This window comes from Streptomyces sp. NPDC002499, assembly GCF_053595415.1.
In genome coordinates, this window is sequence record NZ_JBSFXO010000016.1 from 81,162 (window position 1) to 93,815 (window position 12,654).

General features: G+C 67.5%; 13 protein-coding genes. 2 read left to right on the forward strand and 11 right to left on the reverse strand.

Going from position 1 to position 12,654, the window contains the following annotated elements; all coding sequences use genetic code 11:
- Nucleotides 1–12 precede the first annotated feature (12 nt).
- Nucleotides 13–654, forward strand: coding sequence for a response regulator (locus tag ACWD5F_RS39105; protein WP_451261020.1), 642 nt, complete (start codon nt 13–15; stop codon nt 652–654).
- A gap of 135 nt (nt 655–789) precedes the next feature.
- Nucleotides 790–2,610 carry a glycosyl hydrolase family 18 protein gene (locus ACWD5F_RS39110; protein ID WP_451261021.1) on the forward strand — a complete coding sequence of 607 codons (1,821 nt, stop codon included), beginning with the start codon at nt 790–792 and terminating at the stop codon, nt 2,608–2,610.
- Nucleotides 2,611–2,641: 31 nt separating this feature from the next.
- On the opposite strand, the gene ACWD5F_RS39115 is transcribed toward ACWD5F_RS39110, so the two are convergent.
- The 11 genes from ACWD5F_RS39115 to ACWD5F_RS39165 all read right to left on the reverse strand — a co-directional run bounded on the left by ACWD5F_RS39115 (nt 2,642) and on the right by ACWD5F_RS39165 (nt 12,640).
- On the reverse strand, nt 2,642–3,088 hold the full coding sequence (locus tag ACWD5F_RS39115) for a DUF2550 domain-containing protein (protein WP_401728847.1): 447 nt from the start codon (nt 3,086–3,088) through the stop codon (nt 2,642–2,644).
- A 148-nt stretch (nt 3,089–3,236) separates the two neighbouring features.
- Nucleotides 3,237–3,611, reverse strand: a complete 375-nt coding sequence (locus tag ACWD5F_RS39120; protein WP_401728848.1) for a F0F1 ATP synthase subunit epsilon — start codon at nt 3,609–3,611, stop codon at nt 3,237–3,239.
- A 132-nt stretch (nt 3,612–3,743) separates the two neighbouring features.
- A complete protein-coding gene (gene atpD / locus ACWD5F_RS39125) occupies nt 3,744–5,180 on the reverse strand; it encodes a F0F1 ATP synthase subunit beta (RefSeq protein WP_451261022.1) in 1,437 nt (478 codons plus the stop codon).
- Nucleotides 5,180–6,094 carry a F0F1 ATP synthase subunit gamma gene (locus ACWD5F_RS39130; RefSeq protein ID WP_451261023.1) on the reverse strand — a complete coding sequence of 305 codons (915 nt, stop codon included), beginning with the start codon at nt 6,092–6,094 and terminating at the stop codon, nt 5,180–5,182. Before ACWD5F_RS39130 ends, atpD begins: the two co-directional genes overlap by 1 nt.
- A 20-nt stretch (nt 6,095–6,114) precedes the next feature.
- The gene (gene atpA / locus ACWD5F_RS39135) at nt 6,115–7,704 is read right to left on the reverse strand and encodes a F0F1 ATP synthase subunit alpha (protein WP_401728852.1); all 1,590 of its coding nucleotides are present in this window, start codon (nt 7,702–7,704) and stop codon (nt 6,115–6,117) included.
- Between the two features lie 169 nt (nt 7,705–7,873).
- Nucleotides 7,874–8,689, reverse strand: coding sequence for a F0F1 ATP synthase subunit delta (locus tag ACWD5F_RS39140; protein ID WP_401728854.1), 816 nt, complete (start codon nt 8,687–8,689; stop codon nt 7,874–7,876).
- Complete coding sequence (locus ACWD5F_RS39145) at nt 8,686–9,237, reverse strand: F0F1 ATP synthase subunit B (RefSeq protein ID WP_401728855.1); 552 nt, start codon at nt 9,235–9,237, stop codon at nt 8,686–8,688. The genes ACWD5F_RS39140 and ACWD5F_RS39145 overlap by 4 nt, the downstream gene beginning before the upstream one ends.
- Nucleotides 9,238–9,279: 42 nt before the next feature.
- Nucleotides 9,280–9,510 carry an ATP synthase F0 subunit C gene (gene atpE / locus ACWD5F_RS39150; RefSeq protein WP_103780068.1) on the reverse strand — a complete coding sequence of 77 codons (231 nt, stop codon included), beginning with the start codon at nt 9,508–9,510 and terminating at the stop codon, nt 9,280–9,282.
- Nucleotides 9,511–9,586: 76 nt separating this feature from the next.
- Nucleotides 9,587–10,420 (reverse strand): F0F1 ATP synthase subunit A, encoded by an 834-nt coding sequence (gene atpB / locus ACWD5F_RS39155; RefSeq protein ID WP_401728857.1) that lies wholly within the window; start codon nt 10,418–10,420, stop codon nt 9,587–9,589.
- A 210-nt stretch (nt 10,421–10,630) separates the two neighbouring features.
- Nucleotides 10,631–11,044, reverse strand: coding sequence for a hypothetical protein (locus ACWD5F_RS39160; RefSeq protein ID WP_123997730.1), 414 nt, complete (start codon nt 11,042–11,044; stop codon nt 10,631–10,633).
- A gap of 288 nt (nt 11,045–11,332) precedes the next feature.
- Entirely contained in the window at nt 11,333–12,640 is a 1,308-nt protein-coding gene (locus tag ACWD5F_RS39165) for an MraY family glycosyltransferase (protein WP_451261024.1), read from the reverse strand.
- Nucleotides 12,641–12,654: the final 14 nt, after the last annotated feature.

The window sequence follows — 12,654 nt, forward strand, 5'->3', positions numbered from 1 at the left end:
AGGGACCGCCGCATGATCCGTGTCCTGGTCGCCGAGGACCAGTCCGCCGTGCGCGCCGGGCTGGTCCTCATCCTGCGCAGCGCACCCGACATCGAGGTGGTCGGCCAGGCGGCGGACGGGGAGCAGGCGGTGGCCCTGGCCCGGGAGTTGCGCCCGGACCTGGTGCTGATGGACGTTCAGATGCCGCGCCTGGACGGGGTGTCGGCGACGCGGCAGGTGGTCGAGGAACACCTCGCGGACGTCCTCGTGCTGACCACGTTCGACCTCGACGAGTACGTCTTCGGGGCGCTGCGCGCGGGCGCCGCGGGTTTCCTGCTGAAGAACACCGATGCCAAGGACCTGTTGGAGGCGGTGCGTACGGTCGCGCGCGGCGAGGGTCTGATCGCCCCGGCCGTCACCCGGCGGCTCATCGCCGAGTTCGCCGCGGGACCGGCACGACGGCCGGAAGCCGACCTGACCGTCCTGGACGCCCTGACCCGGCGCGAGCGGGAGGTGTTGTCCTGCCTCGGTGAGGGAATGTCCAACGCGGAGATCGCGATCCGGCTGGACATGGCGGAGGCGACGGTGAAGACGCACGTCAGCCGACTGCTGGGGAAGCTGGAGCTGCGCAGCCGGGTGCAAGCGGCCGTACTGGCGCAGGAGTTGGGGATCTGATCCCGTATACGAGTAGTGGTCCAGACCTCTTGACCTGTGGTCCAGACCTTTCTATTCTCGCGGCACCGTGGGTGCGAAGGCTCAGTCGCACCCCCACCCCCGCTCTTTGAGCTCTTTGAAAAGAGGAGGCGCACGATGCGCTTCAGACACAGAGCCGCCGCAGGGTTCGCATCCCTGTTGCTCCCGTTGGCCGGTCTCGTCGGCCTCGCGAGCCCCGCCCAGGCCGCGACCACCGCGACCGCCACCTTCACCAAGACCAGCGACTGGGGCACCGGTTTCGGCGGTCAGTGGACCGTCAAGAACACCGGCACCACGGCCATCAGCACCTGGACCGTCGAGTGGGACTTCCCCTCCGGCACGTCCGTCACCTCCGCCTGGGACGCCGACGTCACGTCCTCCGGCACCCACTGGACCGCGAAGAACAAGTCCTACAACGGCACCATCGCCGCGGGCGCCTCCGTCTCCTTCGGCTTCAACGGCGCCGGCTCCGGCTCGCCCTCCAACTGCAAGCTGAACGGCGACAGTTGTGACGGCACCACGGTTCCCGGCGACGCGGCGCCCTCCGCGCCCGGCACCCCGACCGCCTCGAACATCACCGACACCTCGGTGAACCTGTCCTGGTCGGCGGCCACCGACGACAAGGGCATCAAGAACTACGACGTCCTGCGCGACGGCGCCAAGGTCGCCACGGTGACGACGACGTCGTACACCAACACCGGCCTCACCGCCGGCACCGACTACTCGTACACGATCCAGGCCCGGGACACCGTCGACCAGACCGGCCCGGTCAGCGGCGCGGTCGCCGTGCACACCACGGGCGGCACCACGACCCCGCCCACCGGCAACAAGGTCAAGCTGGGCTATCTCACCGAGTGGGGCACCTACACCCGCAACTACCAGGTCAAAAACCTGGTGACCTCGGGCTCGGCCTCGAAGATCACGCACATCAACTACGCCTTCGGCAACGTGACCAACGGGCAGTGCGCGATCGGTGACGCCTACGCCGACTACCAGAAGACGTTCACCGCCGACCAGTCGGTCAGCGGCGTCGCCGACACCTGGGACCAGCCGCTGGCGGGCAACTTCAACCAGCTGCGCCAGCTGAAGGCCAAGTACCCGAACATCAAGATCCTGTGGTCCTTCGGCGGTTGGACCTGGTCCGGCGGCTTCGCCCAGGCGGCGGCCAACCCGACCGCGTTCGCCAACTCCTGCTACAGCCTGGTCGAGGACCCGCGCTGGGCCGATGTCTTCGACGGCATCGACATCGACTGGGAGTACCCCAACGCCTGCGGTCTGTCCTGCGACAGCAGCGGCTCGGCGGCCTACAAGAACCTGATGCAGGCCCTGCGTGCCAAGTTCGGCTCCAACTACCTGGTCACCGCCGCCACCACGGCGGACGGCACCTCCGGCGGCAAGATCGACGCCGCCGACTACGCGGGCGCGGCCCAGTACGTCGACTGGTACAACGTGATGACGTACGACTTCTTCGGCGCCTTCGACGCGGACGGCCCGACCGCCCCGCACTCCCCGCTCACCACCTACAGCGGCATCCCGCAGGCCGGGTTCACCACGGCCGACGCGATCGCCAAGTTCAAGTCGAAGGGCGTCGCCGCGAGCAAGCTGCTCATCGGCATCGGCTTCTACGGCAGAGGCTGGACCGGCGTGACCCAGGCCGCACCCGGCGGCTCGGCGACCGGCCCCGCCCCGGGCACGTACGAGCAGGGCATCGAGGACTACAAGGTCCTCAAGACATCCTGCCCGGCCACCGGCACGATCGCCGGCACGGCGTACGCCTACTGCGGCAACAACTGGTGGTCGTACGACACCCCGGCGACCATCGGCACGAAGATGGCGTGGGCCAAGACCCAGGGTCTGGGCGGCGCGTTCTTCTGGGACTTCAGCGGCGACACCAGCAACGGTGAGCTGGTGACGGCCATCAACAACGGGCTCGCGTAAGCGGGTTGACCGTAAGAGTTATCCGTAGGACCTAAGCGACATTGACGCGCTGACCGGGCGGGGCTGCTTCGAGCCACGCGAGAAATCCGGTCAGCGCGTCATCGCTCATGGCGAGTTCGAGACGCGTGCCCCGGTGCAGACAGGTGAGGACCACGGCGTCGGACAGCAGCGCCAACTCCTCCTCGCCCTCGGGCAGTCGGCGGCCGGCCACCTCGATCGCGGCGCGCTCAAGGACCCGGCGCGGACGGTAGGCGTAGGAGAAGACGCGATACCACTCGATGCGGTCGCCGTTGTAGCGGGCGACGCCGTAACTCCAGCCTTTGCCACTGGTGTCGGATTTCTCCGGGACGTCCCAGCGCAGGGAACAGTCGAAGGTGCCGCCGGAGCGCTGGATGAGTCTGCGGCGCAGACCGAAGACGAACAGCCCCAGTACCACCAGGGCCACCAAGATTCCGCACACAGTCAGAGCGAGGACCATCGACACCGACCTCCTCGTCTCCTAGGTACCGAAAACAGATAACGGAACGGAAAAAACATCCAGATCTGCCTCAGCCGCGACCGGCTCCGGATTGCTCCGGTGCCGATCGCGGCTGAGTGACGTCATCGCAGCTGCGCTGGGATCAAGCTCAGCTCCCAGCCGCCGTACGCAGTCGTACGTCCGCGCGACGCTCGGCGGACGCGTCCCCTTCCGCCTTGGCGCGCTCCAGCTCCCGCTCCGCGCGCTGGACGTCGATCTCGTCCGACAGCTCGGCGATCTCGGCCAGCAGGGACAGCTTGTTGTCCGCGAACGAGATGAAACCGCCGTGGACAGCCGCCACGACCGTTCCCCCGTCGCTTGTACGGATGGTCACCGGGCCCGACTCCAGCACACCGAGCAGCGGCTGGTGACCGGGCATGACGCCGATGTCGCCGGACGTGGTGCGCGCGACGACCAGGGTGGCCTCGCCGGACCAGACCTCTCGGTCGGCCGCGACCAACGCGACGTGCAGCTCAGCAGCCAAGGTTGGCTCCTCGGGTCACCACCCGGCGGTTGTGCCGGGTGTTGGTTACAAGTCTAGTGGGCGTGAATGAGGGGGCGGGACGTGCCCCGCCCCCTCACCTGTGAGTCGTAGGACTCACGTCGAGCTCAGGGCTCAGGAGACGCCCAGCTCCTTGGCGTTGGCCTTCAGGTCCTCGATGCCACCGCACAGGAAGAACGCCTGCTCCGGGAAGTGGTCGTACTCACCGTCGATGATCGCGTTGAACGCGGTGATCGACTCCTCCAGCGGGACGTCCGATCCGTCGACGCCGGTGAACTGCTTGGCGACGTGGGTGTTCTGGGACAGGAAGCGCTCCACGCGACGGGCGCGGTGGACGGTGAGCTTGTCCTCCTCGCCGAGCTCGTCGATACCGAGGATGGCGATGATGTCCTGGAGGTCCTTGTACTTCTGCAGCACCGTCTTGACGCGCATGGCGGTGTTGTAGTGGTCCGCCGCGATGTACCGCGGGTCCAGGATGCGGGACGTGGAGTCCAGCGGGTCCACGGCCGGGTAGATGCCCTTCTCGGAGATCGGACGGGAGAGAACCGTCGTCGCGTCGAGGTGGGCGAAGGTGGTGGCCGGGGCCGGGTCGGTCAGGTCGTCCGCGGGGACGTAGATCGCCTGCATCGAGGTGATCGAGTGACCGCGGGTCGAGGTGATGCGCTCCTGGAGGAGACCCATCTCGTCGGCCAGGTTCGGCTGGTAGCCCACCGCGGAGGGCATACGGCCGAGCAGGGTCGAGACCTCGGAACCGGCCTGCGTGAAGCGGAAGATGTTGTCGATGAAGAACAGCACGTCCTGCTTCTGCACATCGCGGAAGTACTCCGCCATGGTCAGACCGGCCAGGGCCACGCGCAGACGGGTGCCCGGGGGCTCGTCCATCTGACCGAAGACCAGGGCGGTCTTGTCGATGACGCCCGAGTCGGCCATCTCCTCGATGAGGTCGTTGCCCTCACGGGTGCGCTCGCCGACACCGGCGAACACGGAGACACCGTCGTGGTTGTTGGCGACGCGGTAGATCATCTCCTGGATGAGCACCGTCTTGCCGACGCCGGCACCGCCGAACAGGCCGATCTTGCCACCCTTGACGTACGGGGTGAGCAGGTCGATGACCTTGACGCCGGTCTCGAACATCTCGGTCTTCGACTCGAGCTCGTCGAAGCGCGGGGCCTTGCGGTGGATGGACCAGCGCTCACCGTCGTACTTCTCGTCGCTGTTCAGCACCTCGCCGAGGGTGTTGAACACCTTGCCCTTGGTGAAGTCGCCGACCGGGACGGTGATGCCCGTGCCCGTGTCGGTGACGGCGGCCTGGCGGACCAGACCGTCGGTGGGCTGCATCGAGATGGTGCGGACCAGGCCGTCACCCAGGTGCTGGGCGACCTCCAGGGTCAGCGTCTTCTTCTCGCCGGCGAGGGCCGGGTCGGCCACCTCGACGTGAAGGGCGTTGTAGATCTCCGGCATGGCGTCGACGGGGAATTCCACGTCGACGACCGGGCCGATGACCCGGGCGACGCGGCCCGTGGCAACGGCCGTCTCAACTGTCGTCGTCATTACCTGTCACTCCCCGCGGTCGCGTCGGCCAGGGCTGCGGAGCCACCGACGATCTCGCTGATTTCCTGGGTGATTTCGGCCTGGCGGGCCGCGTTGGCAAGGCGGGAGAGCGTGGTGATCAGGTCTCCCGCGTTGTCGGTGGCCGACTTCATCGCGCGGCGCGTGGCGGCGTGCTTGGAAGCAGCCGACTGGAGCAGCGCGTTGTAGATACGGCTCTCGACGTACCGCGGCAGCAGGGCGTCCAGGACGTCCTCCGCCGACGGTTCGAAGTCGTACAGCGGAAGGATCTCGCCCTTGGGCGCCTCTTCCGCCACCTCTTCGAGGCTGAGCGGAAGCAGCCGGCTGTCGATCGCCGTCTGCGTCATCATCGAGACGAACTCGGTGTAGACGATGTGGAGTTCGTCCACGCCGCCCTCGGCCGTGTCCAGCTCGATGGCCTCGATGAGCGGACCCGCGACCTTCTTCGCGTCCGCGTACGTGGGCTCGTCGGTGAAGCCCGACCACGACTCCACGACCTTGCGCTCGCGGAAGTTGTAGTGGGCCAGACCGCGGCGGCCGACGATGTACGTGTCGACCTCCTTGCCCTCGGCCTCAAGACGCGCGGTCAGCTGCTCCGCGGCCTTGATGGCGTTGGAGTTGAAGGCGCCGGCCAGACCGCGGTCGCTCGTGAGGAGCAGAACCGCGGAACGGGTCGGTGCCTCGGCCTCGGTGGTCAGCGGGTGCTTGGTGTTCGAGCCGGTGCCGACCGCCGTGACCGCGCGGGTGAGCTCGGTCGCGTACGGCGTGGAGGCCCTCACCTTGCGCTGCGCCTTGACGACGCGCGAGGCGGCGATCATCTCCATCGCCTTGGTGATCTTCTTGGTCGCGGTGACGGATCGGATGCGACGCTTGTAGACCCGGAGCTGGGCTCCCATGAGTCAGGTCCCTTCCTACGTCACTTGGCCGCGGCCGGGGCGTCCTCGCCGAGGAGCTTGCCGTCCGAGGTCTCGAACTGCTTCTTGAACTCGGTGATCGCGTCCGCGGCGGCGGTGAGAGTGTCGTCCGACATCTTGCCGCCCTCCTTGATGGAGGTCATGAGGCCCTGCTGCTTGCGGTGCAGGTACTCCAGGAGCTCCTTCTCGAAGCGCCGGATGTCGTCGACCGGTACGTCGTCCATCTTGCCGGTGGTCGCGGACCACACCGAGATGACCTGGTCCTCGGTCGGCATCGGCTGGTACTGCGGCTGCTTGAGCAGCTCGACCAGCCGCTGACCGCGCTCCAGCTGCGACTTCGACGCGGCGTCCAGGTCGGAACCGAAGGCGGCGAACGCCTCCAGCTCGCGGTACTGGGCGAGGTCGAGGCGCAGTCGGCCGGAGACCTGCTTCATCGCCTTGTGCTGCGCGGAACCACCGACTCGGGAGACGGAGATACCGACGTTCAGCGCGGGGCGCTGACCGGCGTTGAAGAGGTCCGACTCCAGGAAGCACTGGCCGTCGGTGATGGAGATGACGTTGGTCGGGATGAACGCCGAGACGTCGTTGGCCTTGGTCTCGACGATCGGCAGACCGGTCATCGAGCCCTTGCCCATGTCGTCGGAGAGCTTCGCGCAGCGCTCCAGCAGACGGGAGTGCAGGTAGAAGACGTCACCCGGGTAGGCCTCACGGCCCGGCGGACGGCGCAGCAGCAGGGACACGGCGCGGTAGGCGTCGGCCTGCTTCGAGAGGTCGTCGAAGATGATGAGGACGTGCTTGCCGTCGTACATCCAGTGCTGGCCGATGGCCGAACCGGTGTACGGCGCCAGGTACTTGAAGCCGGCCGGGTCGGACGCCGGGGCGGCGACGATGGTCGTGTACTCCAGGGCGCCGGCCTCTTCGAGCGCACCACGCACGGAGGCGATGGTGGAGCCCTTCTGACCGATGGCGACGTAGATGCAGCGGACCTGCTTGTTCACGTCGCCCGAGCGCCAGTTGTCGCGCTGGTTGATGATCGTGTCGACGGCCAGGGCGGTCTTGCCCGTCTGGCGGTCGCCGATGATCAGCTGACGCTGGCCACGGCCGATCGGGGTCATCGCGTCGACGGCCTTGTAGCCGGTCTCCATCGGCTCGTGCACCGACTTGCGGACCATGACGCCCGGCGCCTGCAGCTCCAGGGCGCGGCGGCCGGTGGTCTCGATCTCGCCGAGGCCGTCGATCGGGTTGCCGAGCGGGTCGACGACACGGCCGAGGTAGCCCTCGCCGACGGCGACGGACAGGACCTCTCCGGTGCGGGTGACCGGCTGGCCCTCCTCGACACCGCTGAACTCGCCGAGGATGACGGTACCGATCTCACGCTCTTCGAGGTTGAGCGCGAGACCGAGGGTGCCGTCCTCGAACTTCAGCAGTTCGTTGGCCATGGCCGAGGGGAGGCCCTCGACCTTCGCGATGCCGTCGCCGGCAAGGGTGACCGTACCGACCTCCTCGCGCGAGGCCGCGTCCGGCTTGTACGACTGGACGAAGTTCTCCAGCGCGTCCCGGATCTCCTCCGGCCGGATCGTGAGCTCCGCCATCTGGGTTCCCTGCTCTCCTTGTTGGGCCCGAAGTTTCACTTTGGGGGGATGGGGACTCCCCCCTGAAAGAGGTGAATCCTCTGCACGGCCCAACCGGGCCGTAGGTACGTACTGCTCTGTCACTGCTACTGCGGTACTGCGGTACTGCTCTGCTGCTTTGAAGGTGCTGCTAGCTCGCCAGGCGGCGGGCGGCGTCCTCGATGCGGTCCGCGACCGAACCGTTGATGACCTCGTCACCGACCTGCACCCGCAGCCCGCCGACGACCTCGGGGTCGACGTCGAGGTTCAGGTGCATCGGGCGGCCGTAGAGCTTCGCGAGGGCGGCGCCCAGGCGCTGCTTCTGCGAGTCGCTCAGCGGCTCGGCCGAGGTGACCACGGCCACCATGCGGTCCCGGCGCTCGGCGGCGAGCTTGGACAGGGATTCCAGTCCCGTCTCCAGGCTACGTCCCCGGGGCGCGGTGACCAGTCGCGTCACCAGACGCTCGGTGGTCGGGTTGGCCCGCCCGCCGAGCAGCCGGTGCAGCAGCTCGGTCTTGGCGGTGCCGACGTCCTTGCGGCCGGTCAGCGCGGCGCGCAGCTCGGTGCTCGAGGAGACGATCCGGCCGAACCGGAACAGCTCGTCCTCCACGTCGTCGAGCGCGCCGGCCTGCTGGGCCGCGGTGAGGTCGGCGACGTTGGCCAGTTCCTCCAGCGCGTCCGCCAGGTCACGCGACTGCGACCAGCGCGAGCGGACCATGCCGGACACCAGGTCCACGGTCGTCCCGCCGACCTGACCGCCGAACAGGCGCTCGGCCAGCTGGGCCTTGCCCGCACCGTCCTGCGCCGGGTCGGTGAGGACCCGACGCAGGGACACCTCGCGGTCGAGCAGCGCGGTGACGGCGGCCAGCTCGTCGGCGAGCGAGCCGGCGTCCACGGACGTGCTGTCCGTCAGGGCGTCGAGACGCTCGCGTGCGGCTGCCAGGGCCTCGCGGCTCGCTCCGTTCATCGAGCCGCCTCGGCCTTCTCCTCAAGGTCATCGAGGAAACGGTCGATCACGCGGCTCTGCCGGGCGTGGTCCTCGAGGGACTCGCCGACCAGCTTGCCTGCCAGGTCGGTGGCGAGCTTGCCGACGTCCTGGCGCAGCGCGGACGCGGCGGCCTTGCGGTCGGCCTCGATCTGGGCGTGACCGGCGGCGACGATCTCCTCGCGCTGACGCTGGCCCTCGGCCCGCATCTCGGCGATGAGCGTGGCGCCCTGCTCCTGCGCCTCCTGGCGCAGTCGCGCGGCCTCGTGCCGGGCCTCGGCGAGCTGGGCCTTGTACTGCTCAAGGACGCTCTGGGCCTCGGTCTGCGCGGCCTCGGCCTTCTCGATACCGCCCTCGATGGCCTCGCGACGCTCTTCCAGGACCTTGTTGATGGTCGGAAGGAGCTTCTTGGCGAGGAAGCCGAAGACGATGACGAAGGCGATCAGGCCGATGACGAGCTCCGGCCACGGCGGAACGAGGGGATTCTCCTTCTCCGCCTCGGCCGCCAGCTGAACCAGTGCGTGGTTCACATCAGTGCCTTTCGTCGAATGGGGCTGTCGTCGTCGTTCGTCTTAGTAGACGAACGGCATGACGAGGCCGATGAGGGCCAGCGCCTCACAGAACGCGAAGCCGAGGATCTGGTTGGCGCGGATGAGGCCGGCCGCCTCGGGCTGACGGGCGAGGGCCTGGGTGCCGTTGCCGAAGATGATGCCGACGCCGACGCCCGGGCCGATCGCGGCGAGGCCGTAACCGATGGAGCCGAGGTTGCCGTCGACCGCAGCGAGGGTCTGGAGAGCGGACATGCCGGTTCTTCCTTCTCTTTCAGTGACCGGTGGGGGTTGGCCACCGGTGGGTCTGTCGGTTGGGTCAGGGGGTCGCTCAGTGGTTCTCGGCGAGCGCGCCCTGGATGAAGGTGCAGGTCAGGAGCACGAAGACGTACGCCTGAACCGCTTGGATGAAGAGCTCGAAGGCGGTCATCACGATGACCATCACGAACGAGACAGCGGAGTAGGCGATGCCGATGCCGTTCAGCATGTACCAGCTGGCGATCGTGAAGAGCAGCAGCAGGGTGTGACCGGCGAACATGTTCGCGAAGAGTCGCACCGCGTGCGTGAACGGACGGACCAGCAGGTTCGAGAAGAACTCGATGGTCATGGAGAGCGGCAGGACGGCGCCGAGCGACTTGTCGTAGCCGGTGACGTTCTTGAAGAAGCCGACGAAGCCGTGCCGCTTGAAGGTGAGCGAGACCCAGGTGATGTAGACGATCGCCGCCAGCACCATCGGGTAGGCGATGATCGACGTCACCGGGAAGGACGCGAGCGGGACGATCGACCAGAGGTTCATCATCCAGATGAAGAAGAACAGCGAGACGGCGAGCGGTACGTACTTCTCGCCCTCGCGCTTGCCGATCGTCTGGTAGACGATGCCGGTCCGGACGAAGTCGTAGCCGGCCTCGGCGACCATCTGGAGCTTGCCCGGCACGATCTGGGGCTTGCGGAACGCGGCCCAGAAGAATCCCACCACGAGGATCGAACCGAGCAGGGCGAGCAGCATCGGCTTGTTGAAGTACAGGCCGTCGGTGTCGCCGGCGATCGGCTCGAACAGGAACGAGTGCAGGCCCGGAGCCGGGAAGCCGCACCCGTCGAACAGGTGGCAGCTTGCGTCGAAAGCGAGCGTCTGCGTCGGATCAGCACTCACCGCGGGCTCCTTCATCGTGGCGCATGGGTACGACAACCTCGTTGTGTCGGCGCGGCGCGAGGCCGCGGTTCGGCACGGGACTGGTGTGACGGATGTGGGGGCGGCTGGGGGGCATCTCGCCTCGCGATTGAGCAGGCGTCAGCTCAGATGCCCGCGCCCGCGATGCCGCAGTTGGCACCGGACGATAGCAGGGTCCCGCGTGCGCTTTTATCCCGGCCCTACCTCTCACGACGAGTGCCCCGTCTTTTCGGGCTCGACGTAGAGGATCTTGGCTTTCATGTGGGCTCGCGTCTGCGCGGCGATCCAGGCGAGAGTGCCGGCGACGAGCGTGAGCGCGAAGGCCCGGGGGTTGAACAACGTCGTGTTCTTGAAGATCGCGAGGAACATGAACAGCAGAAGAATCTGTGCCGCGTAGAGCATCAGACCCATCATCTGGAACAGGTGCGGAAGCGATTTGGCAGTGCGCTGAAGAACGTAGAGCCCGATTCCCATGAAGAGGATGACGATCAGCGTCGCGACGGCCGCCCCGATCGCACCCTTGCCACCCGCGACCACGCCGCTGACGACGGCGGCGATCGCGCCGACGGCAGCCGTGGGCACGGCGGCCTGGGCCAGGATCCGGACGTCATTGGACGGCATGGCGGCAACTCCGCTTTCGCAGGGGGGCTGGGGGTGTCGTCATGGACGAGCGTAGCCCCGGGGCGATGAGGAGTCTCACGCCAATGGACCGTCGCACTACGGTCCTTCGGCTCTGTCCGGGGTTCTCGTGAACCGTATCACAAACTATTTGATGCGGTCTTTACCAAGTAGGTGTGCTCGCTGTCACACATGAGAGTGACAGTGCGCGTCTGTGCGGATTCACGGGCAACTTGTCTGGTATTGGGAAGCTTTGCTCCCCCACGAGTTGGCAATGCTCTAGTCAGATTCTTACCTACGGCGTCGGGCGCCGAGGGCGGTCGCCCCGTTGACTCCCGATACCCCGACGGCAACCGGAGTGCGAGATTCCGCACATTCCTCCGCCAACGCGGCGGCCACCGGCTCCAGTTCCTCGGTGTGCTCCGCCGCGGCGGCCCGCCGGCGGCGCCGGTAGCGCGGCGGCACGAACGCCTCGGCCCAGCGCGGGGCACGCGGTGTGAAGCGCGGCAGCAGCAACAGCGCGAGACCGATCGCGCTGAGGAACACGATCCCCAACACGATCCACATGGAAGCCGAGTTGACCGAGTAGGCGAGCGCGCCGAACGCGATCAGCGCCGACCAGAAGTACATGATCAGCACCGCCCGGCTGTGCGAGTGGCCGATCTCCAGCAGCCGGTGGTGCAGATGCCCGCGGTCGGCGGCGAACGGCGACTGGCCCTTCCAGGTGCGGCGCACGATCGCCAGCACCAGGTCGGCGGTGGGCACCGCGATGATCGTCAGCGGCATCAGCAGCGGGATGTAGACGGGCACCATCTGGTGCACGGTGGAGCGCTCGGAACTGAACAGGTTGTCCGGGTCGACCTGACCCGTGACGGAGATCGCGCCCGCCGCGAGCACCAGCCCGATCAGCATCGAGCCCGAGTCCCCCATGAAGATGCGCGCGGGATGCATGTTGTGCGGCAGGAAGCCCAGGCACATCCCCATGAGGATGGTCGCGAACAACGTCGCGGGGGCGGCGGCCTCGATGCCGTACGAGTACCAGATGCGGTACGTGTACATGAAGAACGCGGCGGCCGCGATGCACACCATGCCGGCGGCGAGACCGTCGAGGCCGTCCACGAAGTTGACGGCGTTGATCGTGATGACGACGAGCGCGACCGTCAGCAGGGTGCCCTGCCACTGGGTCAGCGCGACCGTGCCGACCTTCGGGATGGGCAGCCACAGGATCGTCAGACCCTGCATGACCATCACACCCGCGGCGATCATCTGGCCGCCCAGCTTGATCAGGGCGTCGATCTCGAACTTGTCGTCCAGGACACCGATCAGCCAGATCACGGCCGCCCCGGAGAGCAGCGCCCGCGGCTCGTTGGAGTTGTCGAAGACCTCGCTGAGGTTGGTCAGGTGGTCCGCGACCAGCAGTCCGGCGCACAGGCCGAAGAACATCGCGATACCGCCGAGCCGCGGAGTGGGTTCCCGGTGCACGTCACGGGCCCTGATCTGCGGCATCGCTCCGGCCACGATCGCGAACTTCCGCACCGGCCCTGTCAGCAGATACGTCACCGCGGCCGTGATGCAGAGCGTCAGCAGGTATTCACGCACAGGCTTCCCCACAG